Source organism: Streptomyces sp. ID05-26A, assembly GCF_033794685.1.
Lineage (GTDB): Bacteria > Actinomycetota > Actinomycetes > Mycobacteriales > Pseudonocardiaceae > Lentzea.
The window spans coordinates 311,806-334,179 of record NZ_JARAYZ010000002.1; the positions used below are offsets into that span (position 1 = coordinate 311,806).

Annotated in this window: 22 protein-coding genes; 16 read left to right on the forward strand and 6 right to left on the reverse strand. The window is 71.1% G+C overall.

Annotated elements, in window-relative coordinates:
* Positions 1-38 precede the first annotated feature (38 nt).
* The 4 genes from PV646_RS17180 to PV646_RS17195 are packed head-to-tail and all read left to right on the forward strand — an operon-like array spanning position 39 to position 3,964.
* Positions 39-506, forward strand: coding sequence for an SRPBCC family protein (locus PV646_RS17180; protein WP_500342969.1), 468 nt, complete (start codon positions 39-41; stop codon positions 504-506).
* Positions 507-559: 53 nt separating this feature from the next.
* The gene (locus tag PV646_RS17185; protein ID WP_500345023.1) at positions 560-1,375 is read left to right on the forward strand and encodes a carotenoid biosynthesis protein; all 816 of its coding nucleotides are present in this window, start codon (positions 560-562) and stop codon (positions 1,373-1,375) included.
* Positions 1,372-2,490 carry a glycosyltransferase family 2 protein gene (locus PV646_RS17190; protein WP_500342970.1) on the forward strand — a complete coding sequence of 373 codons (1,119 nt, stop codon included), beginning with the start codon at positions 1,372-1,374 and terminating at the stop codon, positions 2,488-2,490. The genes PV646_RS17185 and PV646_RS17190 overlap by 4 nt, the downstream gene beginning before the upstream one ends.
* 1 nt (position 2,491) lies before the next feature.
* Positions 2,492-3,964: a phytoene desaturase family protein gene (locus PV646_RS17195; protein ID WP_500342972.1), complete on the forward strand. Its 1,473-nt coding sequence runs from the start codon at positions 2,492-2,494 to the stop codon at positions 3,962-3,964.
* On the opposite strand, the gene PV646_RS17200 is transcribed toward PV646_RS17195, so the two are convergent.
* Positions 3,892-4,644, reverse strand: coding sequence for a CDP-alcohol phosphatidyltransferase family protein (locus tag PV646_RS17200; protein ID WP_500342974.1), 753 nt, complete (start codon positions 4,642-4,644; stop codon positions 3,892-3,894). The two genes, PV646_RS17195 and PV646_RS17200, sit on opposite strands and share 73 nt — an antisense overlap.
* Before the next feature lie 54 nt (positions 4,645-4,698).
* On the opposite strand from PV646_RS17200, the gene PV646_RS17205 reads away from it, so the two are divergent.
* From PV646_RS17205 to PV646_RS17215, 3 genes are all read left to right on the forward strand, one after another.
* On the forward strand, positions 4,699-5,508 hold the full coding sequence (locus PV646_RS17205; protein ID WP_500342975.1) for a YhjD/YihY/BrkB family envelope integrity protein: 810 nt from the start codon (positions 4,699-4,701) through the stop codon (positions 5,506-5,508).
* A gap of 65 nt (positions 5,509-5,573) precedes the next feature.
* Positions 5,574-6,269 (forward strand): class I SAM-dependent methyltransferase, encoded by a 696-nt coding sequence (locus tag PV646_RS17210; protein WP_500342976.1) that lies wholly within the window; start codon positions 5,574-5,576, stop codon positions 6,267-6,269.
* Positions 6,266-7,804 carry an FAD-dependent oxidoreductase gene (locus PV646_RS17215; RefSeq protein WP_500342977.1) on the forward strand — a complete coding sequence of 513 codons (1,539 nt, stop codon included), beginning with the start codon at positions 6,266-6,268 and terminating at the stop codon, positions 7,802-7,804. The genes PV646_RS17210 and PV646_RS17215 overlap by 4 nt, the downstream gene beginning before the upstream one ends.
* A gap of 65 nt (positions 7,805-7,869) precedes the next feature.
* Here PV646_RS17215 and PV646_RS17220 read toward each other — a convergent pair whose 3' ends face one another.
* Entirely contained in the window at positions 7,870-8,832 is a 963-nt protein-coding gene (locus PV646_RS17220) for a Rieske (2Fe-2S) protein (protein ID WP_500342979.1), read from the reverse strand.
* Positions 8,833-8,842: 10 nt separating this feature from the next.
* Positions 8,843-9,769 carry a phytoene/squalene synthase family protein gene (locus tag PV646_RS17225; RefSeq protein WP_500342980.1) on the reverse strand — a complete coding sequence of 309 codons (927 nt, stop codon included), beginning with the start codon at positions 9,767-9,769 and terminating at the stop codon, positions 8,843-8,845.
* A 143-nt stretch (positions 9,770-9,912) separates the two neighbouring features.
* Here PV646_RS17225 and PV646_RS17230 point away from each other — a divergent pair, with 143 nt between their 5' ends.
* Positions 9,913-10,989 carry a polyprenyl synthetase family protein gene (locus PV646_RS17230; RefSeq protein ID WP_500342982.1) on the forward strand — a complete coding sequence of 359 codons (1,077 nt, stop codon included), beginning with the start codon at positions 9,913-9,915 and terminating at the stop codon, positions 10,987-10,989.
* Positions 10,989-12,452: a phytoene desaturase family protein gene (crtI, locus tag PV646_RS17235; RefSeq protein ID WP_500342984.1), complete on the forward strand. Its 1,464-nt coding sequence runs from the start codon at positions 10,989-10,991 to the stop codon at positions 12,450-12,452. The genes PV646_RS17230 and crtI overlap by 1 nt, the downstream gene beginning before the upstream one ends.
* Before the next feature lie 101 nt (positions 12,453-12,553).
* Here crtI and PV646_RS17240 read toward each other — a convergent pair whose 3' ends face one another.
* Positions 12,554-13,714 (reverse strand): FAD-dependent monooxygenase, encoded by a 1,161-nt coding sequence (locus PV646_RS17240; protein ID WP_500342985.1) that lies wholly within the window; start codon positions 13,712-13,714, stop codon positions 12,554-12,556.
* Between the two features lie 58 nt (positions 13,715-13,772).
* Here PV646_RS17240 and PV646_RS17245 point away from each other — a divergent pair, with 58 nt between their 5' ends.
* The 3 genes from PV646_RS17245 to PV646_RS17255 all read left to right on the forward strand — a co-directional run bounded on the left by PV646_RS17245 (position 13,773) and on the right by PV646_RS17255 (position 14,830).
* A complete protein-coding gene (locus PV646_RS17245; protein ID WP_500342986.1) occupies positions 13,773-14,285 on the forward strand; it encodes a MarR family winged helix-turn-helix transcriptional regulator in 513 nt (170 codons plus the stop codon).
* A 78-nt stretch (positions 14,286-14,363) separates the two neighbouring features.
* Positions 14,364-14,540, forward strand: coding sequence for a CsbD family protein (locus PV646_RS17250; protein WP_500342987.1), 177 nt, complete (start codon positions 14,364-14,366; stop codon positions 14,538-14,540).
* Between the two features lie 116 nt (positions 14,541-14,656).
* Positions 14,657-14,830 (forward strand): hypothetical protein, encoded by a 174-nt coding sequence (locus PV646_RS17255; RefSeq protein ID WP_500342988.1) that lies wholly within the window; start codon positions 14,657-14,659, stop codon positions 14,828-14,830.
* Here PV646_RS17255 and PV646_RS17260 read toward each other — a convergent pair.
* Complete coding sequence (locus PV646_RS17260; protein ID WP_500342989.1) at positions 14,812-15,969, reverse strand: mandelate racemase/muconate lactonizing enzyme family protein; 1,158 nt, start codon at positions 15,967-15,969, stop codon at positions 14,812-14,814. The two genes, PV646_RS17255 and PV646_RS17260, sit on opposite strands and share 19 nt — an antisense overlap.
* Positions 15,970-16,041: 72 nt before the next feature.
* Between PV646_RS17260 and PV646_RS17265 the strand changes: the two genes are divergently transcribed.
* The 4 genes from PV646_RS17265 to PV646_RS17280 all read left to right on the forward strand — a co-directional run bounded on the left by PV646_RS17265 (position 16,042) and on the right by PV646_RS17280 (position 21,614).
* Positions 16,042-16,785 (forward strand): FadR/GntR family transcriptional regulator, encoded by a 744-nt coding sequence (locus PV646_RS17265; RefSeq protein WP_500342990.1) that lies wholly within the window; start codon positions 16,042-16,044, stop codon positions 16,783-16,785.
* A 178-nt stretch (positions 16,786-16,963) separates the two neighbouring features.
* Positions 16,964-18,346: an extracellular solute-binding protein gene (locus tag PV646_RS17270; protein ID WP_500342991.1), complete on the forward strand. Its 1,383-nt coding sequence runs from the start codon at positions 16,964-16,966 to the stop codon at positions 18,344-18,346.
* Entirely contained in the window at positions 18,343-20,352 is a 2,010-nt protein-coding gene (locus PV646_RS17275) for an ABC transporter permease (RefSeq protein WP_500342992.1), read from the forward strand. The genes PV646_RS17270 and PV646_RS17275 overlap by 4 nt, the downstream gene beginning before the upstream one ends.
* Positions 20,349-21,614, forward strand: coding sequence for a mandelate racemase/muconate lactonizing enzyme family protein (locus tag PV646_RS17280; protein WP_500342994.1), 1,266 nt, complete (start codon positions 20,349-20,351; stop codon positions 21,612-21,614). The genes PV646_RS17275 and PV646_RS17280 overlap by 4 nt, the downstream gene beginning before the upstream one ends.
* Here the strand turns inward: PV646_RS17280 and PV646_RS17285 are convergent.
* Complete coding sequence (locus PV646_RS17285; protein ID WP_500342995.1) at positions 21,611-22,348, reverse strand: ribonuclease activity regulator RraA; 738 nt, start codon at positions 22,346-22,348, stop codon at positions 21,611-21,613. The genes PV646_RS17280 and PV646_RS17285 overlap by 4 nt on opposite strands.
* Positions 22,349-22,374: the final 26 nt, after the last annotated feature.

Sequence of the window (22,374 nt, forward strand, 5' to 3'; positions counted from 1 at the left end):
GCATTCCGCGACCACTTCACCAGCAGGAGGCGCCCGTCATGAGCACGATCACCAAGTCCGTCGACGTCGAGGCCGACGTGACCAGCGTCTACGACCAGTGGACGCAGTTCACCGAGTTCCCGCGGTTCATGGAGGGCGTCGACCGGATCGAGCAGCTCGACGACACCCACACCCGCTGGACGGTCAGCATCGCCGGGGTGACGCGCGGGTTCGACGCCACGATCACCGAGCAGCACCCGGACCAGCGGGTCGCCTGGCGTTCCGACACGGGCCCGGGGCACGCCGGGGTGGTGACCGTGCACCGCCTCGACGCCGAGCACACGCGGGTCACGGTGCAGATGGACATCGACCCGGAGGGTTTCGTCGAGAACGTCGCCGACAAGCTCGGCATCCTCGACCGCCGGGTGCAGGGTGACCTGGACAGGTTCAAGACGTTCATCGAGAAGCGCGGGGGCGTCGAGACCGGTGCGTGGCGCGGTGACGTCGACCGCCCCGCCCAGTCCTGATCACGCGCTGTCATGCCGGGCTCCTCGGCGCCGGTTAGCGTGAGTTCGTGCCCATGACGCCGGTCTCCCTGTCAGCGGTGCGCAGTCGGACCAAAGTCGTCCCGGGTGTTGCCTGGGCCTGCGGCTTCGTCGTCGTGCTCGCCCAGATCGTCTACTCGATGACCGAGCCGGACCAGCGGCTGCCGATGACGCTGCTGTCCGTGGCCGCCTTCGCGGTGGCATCGGTGTGCGACGCGGCCGTCCGCTTCGGCAGGACGGCCGCCGTCGCGCTCGTGGTGGTCGCCGGGGGAGGCGGGCTGCTCGCCGAGACGGTCGGTGTCCACACCGGATTCCCGTTCGGGCAGTACCTCTACGCGGGCACGCTCGGGCCCTCGCTGTGGACGGTGCCGCTGGTGGTCCCCCTGGCCTGGGTGATGATGTCCTGGCCCGCCCTGCTCGTCGGCCGTGCTCTCGCGCGGCGGTGGCGGGAAGGTCCACCGGCCTGGCTCGTCGTGGGAATCGGCGCCTGGGCCCTGGTGAGCTGGGACGTCTTCCTGGACCCGCAGATGGTGGACGCCGGCCATTGGGTGTGGGCCCACCCCGAGCCGGCGTTGCCCGGTGTCCACGGGGTGCCGCTGACCAACTTCGCCGGGTGGATCCTCGTCGCCACGCTGATGGTGGCGGCGCTGCACCGGCTGGTGGGACGCGAGGGCCGGGAACTGGATCTGCGCGTGGGGCCCGCTCCGGTGCTCTACCTCTGGACCTTCGGCTCGTCGGTGTGGGCGCACGCCGCGTTCTTCGGGCGTCCGTCCGGCGCGCTCGTCGGCGGTCTGCTGATGGGGATCGTCGCCGTGCCGTTCGCGGTCGAGGTCTGGAAGGCGCATCGGTGAAGCCCTGGCTCTCGGCCGCCGTGCGCGGTGCGGCCGTCGGTTCGGCCGTCTCGCTGCTGCACGTGCTGGTCAACGCACGGCTGATGAGGGTCCCGCCGGCACATCCGCCGGAGTGCGACGAGATGGTGTCGGTGCTGGTACCCGCACGGGACGAGGCGCACCGCATCGCGCCGACCATCCGGTCCCTGCTCGGCCAGGAGGGAGTGCCCGGGCTGGAGATCGTCGTGCTCGACGACGGGTCGGCCGACGGCACCGCAGACGAGGTCCTCTCGGTCGCGGCGGGCGACGTCCGGCTCCGCGTCGTCACCGGCGAGCCGCCACCGCCCGGCCTGCCCGGCAAGCCGCACGCGTGCGCACAACTCGCCGCCATGGCGCGGGGCCGGGTGCTGGTGTTCGTCGACGCCGACGTGGTGCTCGCGCCACACGCGGTGGCCGCCGCGATCGCCCTGCTGCGCGAGAACCGGCTCGACGCCGTGTCACCCTTCCCCCGGCAACTCGCGGACGACGTGGCGACCCGTCTCGTCCAACCGCTGCTGCAGTGGTCGTGGCTCACGTTCCTGCCGTTGCGCCTCGCCGAACGCTCACCGCGTCCGTCGCTGTCCGCCGCCAACGGCCAGTTCCTCGTCGTGGACGCCGACGCCTACCACCGCTGCGGAGGCTTCGCCGGGGTGGCCACGGCCGTGCTCGACGACCTCGCGCTGATGCGGGCGATCAAGCGCGGTGGTGGCCGCGGTGTGGTCGCCGACGGCAGCTCCGTGGCGGTCTGCCGGATGTACGACGGGTGGCCGGACCTGCGCGACGGCTACGAAAAGTCGCTGTGGTCCGCTACCGGCAGTCCCGTGTCGGCCGTGGCGCTGTCGGGCGTGCTCACCTGGCTGTACGTGCTGCCGGTGGTGGCGGCGCTCGCGGGCTCACGTGCGGGAGCGGCCGGTTACCTCGCCGGCGTCCTCGGTCGTGCGGTGGCCGCGCGGCGCACGGGCGGCCGGGTGTGGCCGGACGCGCTGGCCCACCCGATCTCGGTGGGTGTCCTGGTGTCCCTGATCGCGCGGTCGTGGTGGTCGCGGTGGAGGGGACGCCTGAGCTGGAAGGGCCGATCGTTGCGAGGAAGCACCTGACGTGGCACGAGTCGCAGTCATCGGCGCGGGCATGGGCGGGTTGGCCGTCACCGCGCGCCTGGCACACGCCGGGCACACCGTCACCGTGTACGAGCAGGCCCCGGAGCACGGCGGCAAGCTCGGTGTCCTGAGGCGGGAGGGGTTCACCTTCGACACGGGCCCGTCGTTGCTGACGCTGCCGCAGGTCTACCGCGACCTCTTCGCGGAGACCGGCGCGCCGCTCGACGAGGTCGTGGACGTCGTCCCGGTCGAACCCGCGTGCCGGTACCGCTTTCCCGACGGTTCCACCCTCGACCTGCCCCACGCCGAACGGGACGTCGACGCCGCCATCGCCGGGGCGCTGGGGCCGAAGGCCGCACGCGACTGGCGTGCCGTCATGAACGACGCGGAACGGTTGTGGGACCTCGTCGGCGAACCCGTGCTGCAGAACCCGCTGGGCGGCGTGCGTGATCTCGTCCGCCGGTCGGCGAGCGTCCGGGACCTGATGGCGATCGCGCCGTGGCGCACGCTGCGCGGGGTCGGCGAACGCCGGCTGGAAGACCCGCGCCTGCGCATGCTGCTCGACCGCTACGCCACCTACAGCGGCTCGGATCCCCGCCGCACACCGGCGTTGATGACGGTGGTGCCGTTCATCGAGCAGCGGTACGGCGGCTGGTACGTGCGGGGCGGGCTGCGCAGGCTGGGCGAGGCCCTGTTCGAACGCTGCGTCCTGCTGGGAGCCGGTTTCCGGTTCGACACCAGGGTCGAGGCGATCGAGACCCGCGCCGGAGGCGTGTCCGGGCTCGTGCTCCAGGACGGCGAACGGGTGGAGGCGGACGTCGTCGTGTCGGACGCCGACGCGGCGCAGCTCTACGGCGCGCTGCTGCCCGATCGCCGGGCGAAGGGGGCCCGCAGGGCGTTGCGGAAGGTCGAGCCGTCGTTGTCGGGCTTCGTCCTGCTGCTGGCGTTGCGGGGGAGGACGCCGGACGCGGCGCACCACCGGGTGTTGTTCCCCACCGACTACGACGCCGAGTTCGACGCGATCTTCGGCAAGGACCCGCGGCCGGTGCCCGATCCCACGGTCTACGTCTGCCACCCCGCCGACCCGTCGGTGGCACCGGACGGTGCCGAGGCCTGGTTCGTGCTGGTGAACGCCCCGAGGCAGGGACCCGTGGACTGGACCGCTCCGGAGCTCGCCGAGCGGTACGCCGACCGGGTCCTGGAAGTCATGGCGAGCCGGGGCCTGGACGTGCGGGACCGCGTGCTGTGGCGGGAGATCCGCACTCCGGCGGACTGGGAACGCGACACCGGGTCCGTCGGCGGCGCGATCTACGGCACCTCGTCCAACGGACCGCGCGCGGCACTCCTGCGCCCGGCCAACCGGTCACCCGTGCCGGGACTGTTCCTGGTCGGGGGATCGGCTCACCCCGGTGGGGGACTGCCGCTGGTGGGGATGTCGGCGGCGATCGTGTCCCGCCTCGTCGGACCGGCCTGAACGGCGTCCGGCAACACCCGGCCGCCGAGCTCCCGCCGGATTCCCGCCGCGAGCTGGACCATCCCGGCCACCGCGCACCCCGCCCACACGAGTGCGCAGACCACGGCCCAGCTCCACCCGGTGCCCGGGGTGCCGTCCGGCGCCAGTCCCGCGCCGGCACACGCCACGGCGACGACGATCATCCTGGTCGGACGTTCCGCCACGGTGACGGCCCCGGCCGACGTCATCCCGACGCTCTGCGCCTTGGCCCTGGCGTACTCGTGCAGCAGCAACGCCACGCCGAGACCGGCACACCACCACGCCGGCGCGTCCAGCGCGAACAGCACCAGCACGAGACCCAGGTCCGAGAGCCGGTCGGCGACGGCGTCGATCACGGCACCCACCGGTCGCGCACGGCCGGTGCGCAGGGCGACCGCGCCGTCCAGCCCGTCGAGCACCCCACCGGCGACGACCAGCACCAGCGCCAGCAACGGCCATCGTCCACCCGCGAACGCCACCGCCGCGGCCCCTCCGACGGCCACCACTCCCGCGACGGACAGCAGGTCGGGGTGCACGCGGTCGAACGGCCGCGCGATCGCGTGGATGAACCGCAGCCAGCCGACGACCAACCGGCTGCCGGAGACGTCCTCGCTGTGCAGGCGCGACCAACCGGCAACGGGGTCCACCTCGTGACCGGTCACGTCACCACCGTAATCGGAGGGGTGGCGGCACGCAGGTTCGGGTAACTGGTGATCATGGGATTGCTCCGCGCCGTGACGGCCGACGTGCGAAGTTCGTTGCGCGGCCGGGATCTTGTGCTGTGGGCGGCCGGGCTGACGTTCTACGCGGGACTCGGCCTCGTGCCGATGCTGCTGCTCGCGCTGCGCGGGGCGGCACTGCTGTTCGGACCGGCGTTCGTGCTCGGCAACGCCCGGATCCTCGGCGGGTCGATGCCGAGCGCGCACGATCCCACCGAGGCGCTCGTGCGGCTGGCCGAGGCCGCGGTGAACGCCTCCTGGCCGGTGCTCGCCGCCGCGCTGATCCCCGCGACCCTGTACGGCGAGGGGCTGCGGCGCGGACTCGGGCAGGTGGCCCACCGGCCGGTGTCGAAGTGGACGGGGCAGGCCGGCCGCGTCGGGTTCCTGCCGGTGCTGCTGGTGGCGCCGCTGCTGATCGCGCTGCCTCTGCGGTTCACCGCGGACGTGGCGGCGCTGTACGAGGCCGGTGGCTGGCCGGTCGTGTGGGGCGTTGTGCTGTCGTTCCACCTCGACCTGGTGCCTGTGTGCGTGGCCGTCGCCCTCGTGTTCGCGTTCGCGGGCCCGGTCACGTTGCCGATCAGAGCCGCGGTGGTGTCGGGGGTCGCGGTCGGCGCCGTGCTCACGGGCTTCCTGCACGGCTTCCTGGTGTTCCTGGCCATCCCCCTGGACTGGTCCATCCCCTTCGGAGGCCTGCCGGCGGTGGGCACCGTCGCCGCACTCGGGTTGTGGCTGTTCGCGCTGCACATCATCTTGCTGCTCGGTTACCGCACGACGCTGAGCTTCCTCGCCGTTGTGCAGGCTCGCTGAGGCGGACTTACGGTCGGAGCAGGACGTCAACGGTTCGTCGCCGTGGGCACGGGAAGGGCAGGTACGTGGACAAGCTCGAGGTGCCGGGGAAGTTCGACCGCGCCGCACACGGGTACGACCTGCTCGTCGGTCTCAACCCCGGCTACCACCAGGCGTTGCGCCGGTCCGCACGGGCGTTGGGACTGCGGCCCGGCATGCGGGTGCTCGACCTCGGCTGCGGCACGGGAGCGTCCACGGCGGCGCTCGTCCTGGCCGCGCCGGGGGTCGAGATCGTCGCCGTGGACGCGTCGGCGGGGATGCTCGACCGTGCTCGGAGCAAGCGCTGGCCGGACCGGGTGCGGTTCGTGCACAGCCGCGCCGAGGACGTGGACGAGGGCCGGTTCGACGCCGTGTTCGCGGCCTACCTCGTGCGCAACCTGCCGGAGCCGGATCCCTTGCTGCGCAAGGTGAAGGACTTCCTGGCGCCGGGCGGCCGCATGGTGCTGCACGAGTACTCGGTGCGCGACTCCGCCGTCAGCACCGCGATCTGGACGGCGCTGTGCGGCGTGATCGTGCCGGCCGGCTGGCTCGCCACCGGCGACCGCTCGCTGTTCACCTACCTGTGGCGCAGCGTGGTGCGCTTCGACGGGGCCACGGCGTTGCGCGACCGGTTGCGCCGCAACGGGTTCGTCGGCGTGACCAGCTCGCCGTCCCGCGGCCTCCAACTCGGGGTCGTGCACACCTTCCTCGGCCACGCGCCGGAACAGGAGCAGCAGCAGTGAGGGATCGCAAGGCGGTGCGGATCGCCGCACCGGCGGGACGCGCGCGGTTCGGAGCGGACGCCCCGCAGGTCGTCGTCGTGGGCGGCGGGATCGCCGGTCTGGCCGCCGCGACGCTGCTCGCCGAACGCGGGGCGCGAGTCGTGCTCTGCGAACGGGAGCGGTACCTCGGCGGACGGGTGGGCGGCTGGCCGACCCGGCTCTCCGACGGCAGCGAGGTCACGATGACCCGCGGCTTCCACGCGTTCTTCCGGCAGTACTACAACCTCAGGTCGTTGCTGCGGCGGGTCGATCCGGGCGGGCGCGCGCTGACCGGGATGCCGGACTACCCGTTGCAGCAGGCGTCCGGCCACCGCGACTCGTTCGCGGGACTGCCGACGACGGCGCCGTGGAACGCGCTCGCCTTCCTGCGCGCCAGCCCGACCTTCCGGTGGCGTGACCTGCCGCAGGTCGACGGCCGCGCCGCCATACCGCTGTTCGACGTGTCCGTGCCTCGCGTCTACGAGGCGCTCGACGGCATCGACGCGGCGTCCTACCTGGAGCGCATCCGCTTTCCCCAAGCGGCGCACGCCCTGGCGTTCGAGGTCTTCTCGCGCAGCTTCTTCGCGCACCCCAGCCAGATGTCGGCCGCGGAACTCGCGGTGATGTTCCACATCTACTTCCTCGGGTCCAACGAGGGCCTGCTGTTCGACGTGGCCGCGGACCCGTTCCCGCACGGTCTGTGGGGGCCGCTGGGACAGCACCTGGCCTCGCTGGGCGCGACGGTCTGCACGGGCACCGAGGTCGGCTCCGTGCGCGGTGGAACGGACAAGCGCTTCTCGGTCGAGATCGGGGGAGGGGAGGTCGAGGCGGACGCGGTGGTGCTGGCCGCCGACGTCCGCGGCCTGCGAGCGCTCGTAGGCGCCTCGCCGTCCCTCGCCGACGCCGAGTGGAGGAGCCGCGTCGGTGAGCTGCGGAACGCGCCGCCGTTCCTGGTGTCGCGGTTCTGGCTCGACCGGCCGGTGGACCCGGACAGGCCCGGATTCCTGGGCACCAGCGGGCACGACCTGCTCGACAACATCAGCGTGCTCGACCACTACGAACACGAGGCACGGGCGTGGGCCGCGCGCACGGGCGGCTCGGTCGTCGAACTGCACGCCTACGCGCTGCCGTCCGATGTGGACGAACACGACGCGCGGGCCCGGTTGTGGCATCAGCTCACCGAGGTCTACCCGGAGACCAAGGGAGCGGAGGTGGTCGACGAGCGGCACGAGCTGCACGACGACTGCCCGCTGTTCCCTGCCGGCGGGTACGCGCGGCGGCCGGGAGTGCGGACACCGGACGAGTTCCTGGTGCTCGCCGGGGACCACGTGCGCGTCGACCTGCCCGTCGCGTTGATGGAACGCGCCGCCACCACCGGTTTCACCGCCGCCAACCGCCTGCTGCGGCAGTGGGGCGTGGCCGGGACCGAGCTGTGGACGGTGCCGACCGAGGGGCGCGTGCCGTTGCTGCGCGCGGCGGCCCGCCGTTGGGGAGGGATGGACCGCCAGGCCTCGTGACCTGGGATCCGTGTCGAAGTCCGGTCCGCGACAGCCGGGCCGGACTTCGACACGGAACCCCTGGCTCAGTCGGGGAAACGGCCGCTCGCCCTCAGGGCGTAGCGGCGTTCGGCGTAGGCGAGGTCGTCGCGCCACAACCGGACCGCCGCCCGGCGCATGATCGGCCGCAGAGCGCCGGCGGCACGCCGGGCCACCGCGAACCCGCTGCGCTCCGAGTGCGCGATGGTGGCCTCGACGACCGCGGTGCGGCCAGGGCCGATCGGTGTCGCGTGCGTCTCGACGACACTCCCGGCGCCTTCGCCTTCGACGATGTGCATCGCGACGGTGCGCGGTTCCGGGCAGGTGAACGCGGCGACCACCGGCACACCGACCCGGCCGGCCAGCCGGAACGTGACCTCGACCAGGAAGACGTCGTTCTGCTCGGTCGGTGTCTCCAGCACCCTCAGGTTGGCGAACGAGTAGGGGTGGAACCACGCGCCGTGCCACGGGTCGAGCCGGTTCGCGACGACGTCCTCGGGATCGCAGCGACCGGCGAGCGTGACCACGGCGTCGATCGAGCCCGCCGGCGGGCGTTGCGGCAGCACGGGCGCGTCCAGCGGTTCCTCACCGCCCGCCTGGTCGAGCCGCACCCAGACGAGCACGCCGTCGTCGTGCGCGGGGAAGGGCGTCCACGCGCCGAACCGCGTGCCGTCGAGGGCGAGTCCGTGCCAGCGGCAGATCAGCTTTCCCTCCGCCACGGCACCGTCGCACAGTGGCGCTCCGAGGTGCGGACACGACCCGGAACCCGCCATCAACCGGCTGTGAGGTCCGCGCCAGAGCACGATCTCCCGGCCCGCGATCGTGCGGCCGCACACCTTGCCGCGCACGACGTCCCCGCTCGCGCCCGCGACGAACCAGTTCCCGGACGGGCGCGCCTCCGCACGCTTGAGCGCCGCCTCGATCAGCGCGGGCTTGGCGTCCTGCCACGTGGGCCGCTGCTCCCTCCACGGCGGACTGGAGTACACCTTCAGCGGAATGCGGTCTCGCATGGAACCCTCGTCAGGCGGCACGGGCGAGCACCGCCCTGGCGAGCGCGGGCAGGGCTACGGCGAGCCGCCTGCCGTTGGACACGACGACACGGCGCGAGAACACGTCGTAGTCCGCCTCCTCGACGAGGTCCAGAATCCTGCCGTAGAGCCGGTACGCGGTCATCACGCACGGCCGTGAGCGCGGTGCGAGCATCGCGATACCCGGCAACGCGCGCGTGTAGATGTCACGCGCCCGGCCGACCTGGTCGCGCAGCGCGGCACGCACCTGCTTGTCCGTCTGGCCCGTCGCACGCGCGTGCAGGAGCCTCTCGCGGTCGACGCCGAACGAGGCGAGCTCGTCGGCGGGCAGGTACACCCGCCCGCGGTCGAGGTCCTCGCCGACGTCCCGGATGAAGTTGGTGAGCTGGAAGGCGACGCCGAGCGCGGCGGCCGCGGGTTCCGCCTCCTCGCGCGGCACGCTCGTGCCGAGCACCGGCAGGACCTGCAGTCCGATCACCGCGGCGGATCCGTGCACATAACGTTCGAGGTCGGCGAAACCGGGGTAGTCGGTGACGGTGAGATCCATCCGCATCGAGGCCATGAAGTCGTGAAGGTGCCGGTGCGGGATGCCGTAGCGCTGAACGGTGTCGAGCAGCGCGGTCAGCACCTGGTCGTCCGACGTGCCGTGCTCCAGGGCCGCGCGCAGCCTCAGTTCGACGGCGGACAGCTCGGCGATCTTCTCGTCGAGTCCACTGTGGAGATCGTCGACGACGTCGTCCACCCAGCGCGCGAAGCCGTACAGCGCGTGCACGGCCGGACGTTGCTCTGGGCTGAGCAGCCTCGTCGCCAGGAAGTAGGTGCGGCCGTGCTGCGCGTTGAGCTCGCGGCAGCGCCTGTACGCGTCACGCAGGGCCGGCGCGGTCACACCGGCGGCGTCCAGTTCGCGCTCTGCCGACATCAGCGGTCCTTTCGCGGAAGGGTTCTCCCCAACGCTAAAGCGGCGAGTTGCCCTCCGCACAACGGCGGCGTTCATCATGCAGACCCGACCCGCCCGTGGTCAGCTCGGAAAGCCGCACTTCCGCCGACTTCGAGGGGGCGACGATGTCGCTGTTGACCAGCGTGGACGCTCGCACGTCGCCTTTGGACGACTTCGGCGTGCTCCTGGACGACGCGCTGCGGGAGTTCCTGAGCGCGAAGCAGGGCGCCGAGGGCGAGCTCGGCGACGAGCTGCGCAGGCTGACCCTGGCCGGTGGCAAGAGGATCAGACCCACGTTCGCGTGGTGGGGCTGGCGGGCCGCGGGCGGCGCGCCCCGTGCGGACACCGTCGTGCGCGCTTTGGTCTCGTTGGAGTTGTTGCAGACCTGTGCACTCGTGCACGACGACGTGATGGACCGCTCACCGACGCGCAGGGGCAAGCCCTCCGTGCACGAGGCGCTCGCGGCACGGCACCGGCGGGAGCGCTGGGCGGGCAGTGCCCGCCAGTACGGCGACTCGGCGGCGATCCTGGTCGGCGACCTGGCGCTGGCGTGGGCCGACGACGCCCTGGTGACGGCCGGTCTGCCCGCGGACGCGCTGCAACGGGCCTGGCGGCCGTGGCAGGACGTGCGCACCGAGATGATCACCGGACAGCACCTCGACCTGCAGGCCGTCGCCCGCCGCGAGGAGTCCCTGGAGCACGCTTTGCGGGTCGCCGCGTTGAAGACCGCCGCGTACACCGTGGAGCGTCCGTTGCACCTCGGGGCCGCCCTCGCCGGAGCGGGCGACGACGTCGTGAAGAGCCTGCGCGAGTACGGCCACTCCGTCGGCATCGCCTTCCAGCTGCGGGACGACCTGATCGGCGTGTTCGGGGACTCGTCGGTGTGCGGGAAGCCGGTGGGCGAGGACCTGAGGGAAGGCAAGCGGACACCGCTCATGGCGATAGCGCTCTCACGAGCACAGGGAAAACCCGGCGCGCAAAGACTGCTGCGCCGCTGCCTCACCGCCAGCGCGGTGAGCGATCGGACCGTCGACGACGTGCGCGCGTTGCTGGTGGACCTCGGCGCGGTCGCCGCGGTCGAGGAGCACATCGAGGTGCTCGCGGCCACAGGCCTGGCGGCCCTGGAACGCGCGGACCTCGAAGAGCGAGCCCGCGACGAACTGATCCGCCTGGCTCACCGCGCCGTGGAGAGGACGACCTGATGGCGCGCACGGTGCGAGGCCGGACCGACCGGGTCGTGGTGGTCGGAGCGGGGCTCTCGGGGTTGTCGGCCGCGCTGCACCTGCGCGGTGCCGGCCACGAGGTGACGGTCCTCGAACGACAGCCGCACCCCGGTGGGCTGGCGGGCAGGCTCGACGTCGCGGGTCACCACATCGACACCGGGCCGACCGTGCTCACCATGCCGGAACTGCTCGACGAGGCGTTCGCGGCCGTGGGGGAGCGTCGTGAGGACCACCTGGAGCTCCTGCCGCTGCACCCGGCCTACCGGGCGACGTTCGCCGACGGGACCGCACTCGACGTGCACACCGACGGCGAGCGCATGGAGCAGGCCGTCCGCGACTTCGCGGGCGGTGCGGAAGCTCGTGGCTACCGCGACATGCGAGCGTGGCTGACGAAGCTCTACGAGGTCGAACGGGACAAGTTCATCGGCGCGAGCTTCGACTCGCCGTTCGACCTGGTGGGCCCCGACCTGGTGGCGCTCACCCGGCTCGGTGGTTTCGGGTCGCTCGATCGGGCCGTCGGGAAGTTCCTGAAGGACGAGCGGCTGCGCAGGGTGTTCACCTTCCAGGCGCTGTACGCCGGTGTCGCACCGCGAGACGCGTTGGCCGCCTACGCCGTCATCGCCTACATGGACACCGTGGCGGGTGTGTGGTTCCCGCGCGGCGGAATGCGTGCCGTGCCCCAAGCACTGGCCGACGCCGCCGCGCGCGCCGGAGTGCGGTTCTCCTACGGCGTGGAGGTCGACGACCTGGAACGCACGGGGAGCCGGGTGACAGCCGTGCGTTCGACAGAGGCGCGCTTCCCTTGCGACGCGGTGGTTCTCGCCACCGGTCCCGCCCAGAGCACCCGGCTGCTGCGCGGGGAACCGCGCAGGCTCACGCCGCTGCGCTGGTCGCCCTCCGCTGTCGTCGTGCACCTGAGCGCCCGCAGGGTGGTGGACGACCTCGCCCACCACACGATCTCGTTCGGCGAGCAGTGGAACGGCACCTTCGACGAGATCATCCGGCGCGGGCGGCTGATGAGCGATCCGTCGCTGCTGCTGACCACCCCGACGCTGACCGACCCCGCGCTCGCCCCCGCGGACCGCCACCTGCAGTACCTCCTCGCGCCCTGCCCGAACCTCGACGCGGCCCCGATCCGCTGGGACGTCGAGGCCGAGCGGTACGCGGAGGAACTCATCGCGGAGATGACGGCCCGCAAGCTCGTCACCGACGCCGAACCGCTCGCCGTCGTGACCCCGGACGACTGGGCACGGGAGGGCCAGGCCGCGGGCACCCCGTTCTCGGCCGCGCACACCTTCGCCCAGACGGGACCGTTCCGGCCGAGCAACCTGCCGTTCCGCGACGGCAACGTCGTGCTGGCGGGCAGCGGCACCGCACCGGGGGTCGGGATCCCCCCGGTGCTGATCTCCGGCCGGCTGGCGGCCGAGCGGCTCCGGCGCTGACTGGCTGGTGCTGGTCGTGCGGTGCTGGTTGTGCGGCGTTGACCGGCTGGTGCTGACCGGGCTGGTGCCGGCCGGTCACCTCGGACCGGCCGGCACCGGCCTCAGACCTGCGGTACCGCGATGGGCGGCAGCGCCCGCTCACTCGCGGCGACCTGGGTCATCTTGGCCGTCAACGGCGCCAGCAGCCGTGAAGTGAACGCCTTGTCGGCCAGGTGGCGCAGCCGCAACCCGAACCGGGTCCGCGGATACGCGAACGGCACGATCCAGCCCGGGAAGTTCTGCACGTCGTCGACGAGCGGCCGCATCCACTCGTCGTAGGCGGCGAGCCCGCCTTCGGACCCGGACAGGGAGGCGGCCAGCACGTACCCGCTGATGAGCGCCAACGAGGCGCCGCCCCCGCCCATCGGGGTGACGCACCACGCGGCGTCCCCGGCGAGGCACACCCGGCCGCGGTGCCACGAGGGCATCCGGATCTGGGTGAGCTGGTCGACGTAGACGTCGTCGGAGGCGTCGAGCCCGTCGAGGACGCGGCGGGCCTCCCAGCCCGCGTCGGCGAAGCGCTCGCGGAACCGGCTCAGGGCGCGGTCGGGAAAGTCCCCGGTGCACGCGAGCATGGCCCGCGTCGTGCCGTGGTTGTCGGGACGCAGGTGGATCTGCCGTCCGCCGGTCGTGGTGTACCAGCGCCACCGGCTGTCGTCGCTCGCCGTGCGGGGGATCGTGCCGAACGCCATCGTGATGCCGAGGTCACGGCGGTCGACGTCGTCGAACAGCAGGTCGCGGGTGGTGGAGCGGACGCCCTCGGCGACGACCAGCAGGTCGGCGCGGAACGTCCGGCCGGAGGCGGTGGTCACCGTGACGGCGTCGGTGCCGTCCTCGACGCCGGAGATGGTGTCGCCGAAGAGGACGTCGACCCCCGCGGGCAGGTGCCGCAGGATCGTGCGGGCGAGGTCGCCGCGCAGGACCTCCAGTTCGGCGGTCGCCCCGTCCGGGCCGCCCGAGGGCAGTTCCGCGCGCACCCGGCCCGACGAGTCGACGAACACCGTGCCGGTCTCGGTGGTGTTCTGCTCCTTGACCGCGTCGAACAACCCCATCCTGGTGAGCACCTCGCGGGCGGTGCCGCGGACGTCGACGTTCTGCCCGCCGTCGCGGAATTCCGGTGCGCGCTCCAGCACGGTCACCTCCCACCCGGTGCGGCGCAGCCAGAACGCGGCCGAGAGCCCGGCGATGCTCGCGCCGGAGATGACCGCGTGCCGTGTCGTCATGTGCAACCCCCTGCTTGATAGCTTTGCTGCAAAGCTACTTCGGGGAGCGGGAGGGTGCATGACAGACGCGGATCCGCTGGTGGAGGCGTGGTCGGCGGCCCAGGTCGAGGTGATGCACGGACTGCGGGACTGGGTCGTCGCGTTCACGGCGCTCGACCAGCACCTCGCCACGTGGATGCGCCTGCCCACCTCCGACGCGGGCGCGCTGGGGCAGATCGTCTGGGCGGCCGAGGCGGGCACACCGCTCTCGCCCGCCCGGCTGGCCCGGCAGATCGGCATGACGACCGGCGCCACCACGATCCTGCTCAACCGGCTCGAGGCCGCCGGGCACCTCGTCCGCAGCCGCGAGAGCGCCGACCGCCGCCGCGTCACGCTGCGACCCGCCCCGGCGTCGCGCGAGCACGCCCGCCGCTTCCTCGCCGTCGCCGGCACCGAGATCGCGGACGTCCTCCGCACGACGTCACCGGCCGAACTCCGGGCCGTCGCGGCGTTCCTGGGCAGGATCACCGGCGCCGCGGCCGACGCCGACCGGCGCCTGGGCGAGCAGGAGGAATCGCACCCGAAGTTGTGACGAGGTCGACGGTTGACCTTCACCTGAGTGGGGCATCCGGCTGGCGTAGCACCAAAACAGTCGTTGAGGGAGGACCACATGGGCACCGACGACAAGATCGACGCCAAGGCCGACCAGCTCAAGGGCAAGGTCAAGGAGGGCGTCGGCTCTGCGACCGACGACGAGGGCCTGCAGGCCGAGGGCAAGGGTGACCAGGCGAAGGGTCACCTGAAGGAAGGCGTCGAGAAGGTGAAGGACGCCTTCAAGAAGGACTGACCGACGCGTCTCCCGCGATGAGCGTGCATCTCCGGATGCACGCTCATCGCGTTGTTGTGAAACAACTTCAGCACGACCGCCCGTGAACGCACGGGTCGTACAGAGAGCCGAGAACCTTGCAGATCCAGCCCGCTGCCCAGACGTTGCCCGACCACGGGCTGTTCAGCCACCCGGACACCGAGTACACCGGTGCCCAGCGCGCCTTCTCGCCCGCCGAGATGGCCCAGTACCGCACGAACCTCTTCCACGAACCGGCTGCGGCGCCCGACGTCTACTCGAACACCCCGTAGCCCGCGACGGCGTGCCTCCGGACCCCGTCCATGTCGAGCTCCACGCCGATGCCGGGGGTGTCGGGCAGCGTGATGTAGCCGTCCTTGACGATCGAACCGCTCCCGTCCGGTGCGTGGACGTAGCTGTCCCACACCTCGCGCTCCTCGAGGGCGTGCCATTCCTGGACGAAGAAGTTGGGGATCGCCCCGCACTGGTGCGACGTGGCCATCGTGCCCAGCGGCGTCGACACCAGGTGTGGTGCGAAGGGCACGTAGTGCAGCTCGGCGAGGTTGGCGATCTTCTTGGCCTCGGCCAGGCCGCCGCACTTCGGCACGTCCGGCTCGATGAAGTCCACGGCGCCGCGTTCGAGCAGCTCGCGGAATCCCCACCGCAGGTAGAGGTTCTCGCCCGCGCAGATCGGCGTGCGGGTCTGCTCCCGCACCCGCACCAGCGCGTCGACGTTCTCCGCCGGTAGCGGTTCCTCCAGCCACATCAGGCCGAACGGCTCGAGCTCCCAGGAGATCCGGCACGCGCTCGGCACGTCGTAGCGGGCGTGCAGATCGATTGCGAGGTCGACGTCCGGCCCGATCGCCTCCCGCACGGCCGCCACGCGTTCGACCATCGACCGCAGCTCGGCGGCGTTGACCGTGTGGTTGAACGCGTCGAACTTGGCCGGGTGGTGCAGGTCGTCGACGTCGAACTTGATGGCCGTGAACCCCTCCGCGACCATCCGCTGGGCCCGGTCGACGCACCCGCTGATCGAACCGGCCGGGTCGTCACCGTCGCCGCAGTCCGCGTAGAGGCGGATCCGGTCGCGGAACTTCCCGCCGAGCATCCGGTACACCGGCTGGCCCGCGGCCTTGCCCGCCAGGTCCCACAGCGCGAGCTCGATCCCGGACAGGGCGATCACGAACACCCCGCTCTGCGCCCCCGCGAAGACCTTGGCGCGCCGCAGTTTCTCCCAGCACCGCTCGACGTTGCGCGGGTCCTCGCCGATCAGGAGGGGCGTCAGCGAGTTGATCATCCCGACGACGGCACCCGCGCCGGCGTCGGGATTGGCCTCGCCGAACCCGCTGAGGCCCTCGTCGGTGTCGATTCGAACGAGGGTGGCCTCGCCGTGGTAGGCGACCACCGCCGTTGTGACGTTCACGATTCGCATGGCTCTCCCGGAGTCGGGTGGTGCATGAGAACGGACTGTCGCGAAACTCAACTTGTCCTATAAGCTGATGACATGCAAAGGGGACAAGAGTCTCCGGACGCTGTCAAGGTCCGGACCCTTCCGGTGCAGGTGGCGGCACACCTGACCCGCCGCATCGTGAGCGGCGGGATCGAGGACGGCCGCGCGCCTTCGGAACTCGACATCTCCCAGGAGTTCGGTGTGTCCCGCGTGGTGGCGCGGGAGACGCTCAAGATCCTCGCCTCGCTGGACATCGTGGAGGTCGCACAGGGCCGCCGCGTCGTCGTGCGTCCACCCGCCGAGTGGGACTACCTGAGCCCGCTGCTGATCGAGTGGCTGCCGACGGAGATCGTCGGTGACCTGTTGCAGGAGCTGCACCAGATGCGCGTGCTGCTCGAACCCGAACTGGCCGCGATGGCCGCGGCCGTCGTCACCGGCGAATCGCTCGACCGGCTCAGGACCGGGGTCGACCGGATGGCCGAGCTCGAGGCGGATCCCAACGCCTACCTCGAGGTCGACCACGAGTTCCACATGGAGATCTGCCGGGCGGCCGACAACCGCATCCTCGACCGGATCATGTACTCCGCCCGCTGGCTCGGCACGGCCAGCCGGCGCATCACCAACGAGGCGCCCGCCGCACTGCGCAAGGCCACCGCCGACCACACCGAGATCTACGAGGCGATCGTCGCGCGCGATCCGGACCGGGCCCGCGCGGCGATGCGCAAGCACCTCGCGAACAACTCCGCTCTCCTCGCGGAGAAGGAAAAGCAGACCAGGCGGGCCACCCGCCGCCGTTAGCGCACCACCAGCACCTCGCTCCGCCGTCTTCGCCGCTTGAACGACCCGGCAGCGCGGCGCACGCCTCGCTGTACCGCCGGCTGCAACGTCGCCCCGTCGGTCCGCGTCCGCATGCCCGGACGCGAGAGGAGTGGTCATGGAAGAGAAAGCGGATTTATCCCGGCGTTCTTTTCTCGGGATGAGCGCGCTCGGCGTGCTCGGTCTCGCCGGATGCGGGGGAGGAGCCCCCGCCGCGCCGCAGGTCGACGTCAAAGTGCCCCAGGCCCTGCTGGACCAGGCGGCCGGGCTCCGCGGCGGGTCGGTCGGAATGCTCTCGCAGAAGCTGTACTCCGAGTCCGCCAACAAGGCACTGGACGCGTCGCTGCAGGTCTTCGCACAGGCCACCGGCACGACGGTCCGCAACGACCTGGTCTCCGGGGACGCCGGCGACATGGTGGCCAAGATGGACGCCGAGGTGAAGGCGGGCACCAGCCGTGACTTCGCCTTCGTGAGCGACCGGCGGTTCGTCGGCCAGCTCCACAACCTCGGCGCCCTCACCGACGTCACCGACGTGGTCGAGGAGATGCGCAAGCTCTACGGGGAGCCCGCGACGGAGGCGACCAACTACTGCGTGTTCGGCGGGCGCTGGTTCGCGATCCCGTACCACTTCATCGCGTCCGCGATGTACCTGCGCAAGGACTGGTACCAGGAGAAGGGGCTAGCGCTCAAACCTCACTACACGTGGGAAGAGTTGCGCGACAACGCGTTGGAGGTCTCGGACCCGGCGAAGAAGCGCTTCGGCTGGGGTCTCACGGTGAACCGCTCCGGTGACGCCAACGGCTTCATCGCGAACGTCGTCAACACCTACGGCGGCGCGATCGCGGACAACACCGGCACGAAGGTGGTGTTCAACTCGCCGGAGACCGTCGCCGCCGTCACGTTCATCGGCGACATCTACACGAACCCGAAGTACACGCCGATGCTGCCGCCGGGGATCGGCAGCTGGACCGACTCGAGCAACAACGAGAACTGGCTGGCCCAGATCCTGGGGCTCACGCTCAACCAGTTCAGCGTCTACGCCGACTCGAAGACCAAGAACAACCCGGTCTACGCCAACACCCACCCGTTCAACGGCGCCACCGGACCGGCGCTCGACAAGCCGCTCGCGTTCGGCGAGTCCAACTCGTTCGTCGTGTTCAAGGGGGCGAAGAACCCCGATCTCGCCAAGCTCGTGGCGAAGTACATGGTCAGCGGGACCGCGCTGCTCGGTGTGGCGAAGGGAGCGCCGTGCCTGGTGAACCCGTCGTGGGACAAGGTGTGGGACTCCGACCCGTACTACACGAGCGGTGACCCGGCCTTCCCCGCGTTGCGGGAACAGACCCGCACACCGCTGCCGGTGACCACGAAGACCGGCTTCAAGTTCCCCCAGGCTCCCAGTCCCGGCGAGCAGGCCGCCACCGCCGCGTACCTGCTGACCGACATGATGCAGTCGGTCATCCAGGGCACCAAGCCGGCTGACGCCGTCGCCTCGACGCACGCCCGGATCGTCCAGGTCTTCGAGCAGCAGGGCTACAAGCAGTGACCACCCTGCGCACACGTCCGGCGCCGGTTCACCCGGCGCCGGGCCGGTCGTCCTCGCTCACGCCGTCGCAGCGGCTGCTCGGGCGGGACTGGCGTCTCGCCGCGGTGTTCATCGGGCCGACGCTCGTGCTGGTCGCGGGCCTGATCCTGTTCCCGATCGCCGACTCGATCTTCACCAGCACCACGGAACGCCACGGCGCGGAGACGGTGTTCGTCGGGCTGGACAACTACACCGCCCTCGTGGACGACACCGTGTTCCACAAGGGAGTGCTCAACTCGTTCGTCTTCACCGCGTACGCCGAGATCTTCAAGGTGACCCTCGGCCTCATCGCGGCGTTGATGCTGCACCACATGCGCCGCGGCCGAGCGATCGTCGCCGGCGTGATCCTGCTGCCGTGGGTGGTGCCGACGGTCGTCACCGCCTTCACCTGGCGGTCGCTGTTCGACCCGATCTTCGGCAGCGTCAACGTTTTGCTCACCGACTCCGGCATCGGGCCCGGCCTCGCCGCGATCGGGTTGGTCGACCGGTGGCCCGCGGAGTGGCTGTCCGATCCCGCACTCGCGATGCCGGCGGTCATCCTGGTCAACGTGTGGAAGGGCATCCCGTTCTTCACGGTGACGTTCCTCGCCGGGCTCAAGGCCATCGACGGCGGCCTGTACGAAGCGGCCGTTGTGGACGGTGCCACGCCGTGGCAGCGCTTCCTGCACATCACCCTGCCGGGCCTGCGCCACATCATGATCGTGACGGTGTTGCTGTCGTCGATCTGGACGTTCAACAACTTCGACCTGATCTGGCTGATGACCCAGGGCGGCCCCGGGGACGCCACGGCCCCGTACGTGATGGTGGCCTACTCGAAGGCCATCCAGCAGTTGCAACTGGGTGCGGGCGCCGCGGTCACGCTGGTGATGCTGCCGATCATCGCCGTGCTCGTCGTGATCCTCGTGCGGATGATGCGCCGCAACGACCTGCCGGGCGCGGGCGACCTGGGACGCAGGCGGTTGTCCCCGGCCCAGCGCAGGGCGTTGCCGTGGGTCGTCGTCGTGCTCTCGGTGCTGGTGCTGGTCTGGGCTTCGCCGCACATCGTGTGGAAGGCCGCGCTCGTGCTGGGCGTGTTCGTGGTGCTCGCCGCCGCCGTCGGACGGGTGGTGTCGGTGCTCGCCGCGCGGGGCAACCGGCTGGCCGCACGCCTGGTCGGCGGCACCGGTTCGGGGATCGCTTTGGTGGGACTGCTGGGTTTCGTGCTCGCGCCGCTCTACTGGATGACGGTCACGGCGTTCAAGTCCGACGACCAGATCGTCGCGCGCACGGACGATCTCTGGCCGACGCCGTGGACCACCGAGCAGTTCACCAACCTCTTCACGGACAGGGCGTTCGGCACCTGGTACCTCAACACGATCCTGGTGTCGGTGGCGTCCACGGTGATCGCGCTGGTGTGCGCGGCGCTGGCCGGGTACGCGTTGGCGCGGTTGAAGTTCCGGGGTTCGGAGAGCTTCACGGTCACGATCCTGCTCACCTACGTGATGCCGGGCGCGCTGCTGTTCATCCCGCTGTACCAGATGATGAGCGGCATCGGGCTCAACGACTCGTTGTGGTCGCTCGTGCTCGCCTATCCCACCTTCACCCTGCCGTTCGCGACGTGGTTGCTCGTCGGCTACTTCAAGTCGATCCCGGCGGACCTTGAGGAGGCCGCGCTGGTCGACGGCTGCACGCGGTTCGGGGCGTTCATCAGGATCGTGCTGCCGCTGGCCAAACCGGGACTGCTCGCGGTCGCGCTGTTCACGCTCACCAACGCGTGGAACGAGTTCCTGTTCGCCTTCGTGTTCATCACCAAGGACGACTACAAGACGTTGCCGGTCGGCATGCAGTCGATGATCTTCGGTGACGTCGTGCCGCAGGGACAGCTGGCCGCGGCCTCGCTGCTGATCAGCATCCCGGTCGTCACCATGTACGCGTTCGGGCAGCGGTTCCTGACCGAAGGGCTCACCGCGGGGGCGGTGAAGGGGTGAGCATCACGGAGGAGCACGTCGCGACGGCGTCCCGGCCCAGTGACCTGCGCATCACCGACCTGCGGGTGACCACGCTGGCCGGGGTGCCGTTCCGCTCGTCGATCATCAGGATCGACACCAATCAGGGGCTGGTGGGCTACGGGGAGGTGCGCGACCAGGCCAGCGCCACCTACGCGCTCGTGCTCAAGAGCCGGCTCGTCGGCGAGAACCCCTGCAACGTCGGCAAGATCTTCCGCAAGATCAAGCAGTTCGGGCACCACGGCCGTCAGGGCGGCGGGGTCTCCGGCGTCGAGATGGCGCTGATGGACCTCGCCGGCAAGGCGTACGGGGTGCCCGCGCACGCGTTGCTCGGCGGCCGGTTCCGCGACGAGGTCCGCTGCTACGCGGACACCCCGTCGCTGCCGGATCCGCACGCGATGGGCGCCCGGCTGCTGGACCGCAGGCGACGCGGGTTCACGATGCTGAAGATGGACGTGGGCATCGACCTGCTGTGGGACGTGCCCGGGGCGTTGATCGCGCCGCCGGGCGCCCGCGCGGACCTGACGACGATGCACCCGTTCACCGGCATCCAGGTCACCGCGAAGGGCGTGGACCACCTGGCGTCCTATGTGGACACCGTCCGATCCGTCGTCGGCTACGACATCGCACTCGCCGCGGACCACTTCGGCCACATCGCCCTCGACTCGTGCATCCGCGTCGGTCGCGCGCTCGAACCGTTCACGCTGGCGTGGATCGAGGACCTGATCCCGTGGCAGCTGACCGACCAGTGGCGCCGGCTCACCGAGTCCGTCGCCGTCCCGACGTGCACGGGGGAGGACATCTACCTGCTCGACGGCTTCCGGCCGCTGCTCGACGCCGGCGCCGTCCGCGTCGTGCACCCCGACCCCGCGACGGCGGGAGGAATCGCGGAGACCAAACGGATCGGTGACCACGCGCAGGAACGCGGGATCGCGATGGCGTTGCACCTGGCGGCGTCCCCGATCGCGACGATGGCGTGCGTGCACCTGGCCGCCGCCACCGAGAACTTCCTGGCGCTGGAACACCACGCGACCGATGTGGAGTTCTGGAGCGACCTCGTCACCGGCCTGCCGCGCCCGTTGATCCAGAACGGCCACATCGCGGTGCCGGACACGCCGGGGCTGGGGTTCGGCGACCTCGACGAGGAACTGGTGCGACGCCACCTGGACCCGCGTGATCCGGTGTTCTTCGCGGAGACGACGCACTGGGACGGTGAGGCGAGCCACGACCGCCTGTGGAGCTAACGACCCTGCTCGGCACGCCACCGTTCGTACTCGGGCCGGGCCTCGTCCGACAGCGGGTAGTACCGCCGCAGGTCACCACCTTCGGCCAGGCGCAGCCGGGAGAACTCCTCCCACTCGGCGTGCTCCTGGGCCACGGCCAGCACCGCGGGCGCGAGCTTGACCGGCACCACGACCGCCCCGTCGTCGTCGGCCACGACGATGTCGCCCGGCTCGACGAGCGTGCCGCCGCACGCCACCGGCACGTTGACGGCGGCGGGCACGATGTCTGTCTGGGCGTGGAAGTTCGGTGTGGCGCCCCGGATCCACAGCCCGAGACCGAGTTCCTTTGCCTCACCGACGTCGCGCAGGCACCCGTCGACCACGACACCGAGACCGCCGCGACCCTTGAAGTAGGTCAGCATCATCTCGCCGAACACGCCACTGCCCATGTCACCGCGCGCGTCGACGACGATCATGTCGCCGGGCTGGGCGTGGTACATGACGTGCCGGTGCAACTGCTTCTCCGGCTCCTCGTACTCGTCGACCGGGTACAGGTCCTCCCGCTTCGGCAGGAACTGCAACGTCAACGCCGGTCCCGCCACCCGCACGCCGGGCGTCACCGAGACGGGCCCGCGGATGAACGCGCTGCGGATGCCCATCCTGCTGAGCTCGGCACTGGCCGTCGCGCTCCCGATGGCCGCGAGGGCCGCGCTGAGTTCGGCAGGCGGGCGAACGATGTCGTGCGTCTCGACCACGTCGGCAGCTCCCTCGGATCCGTGCT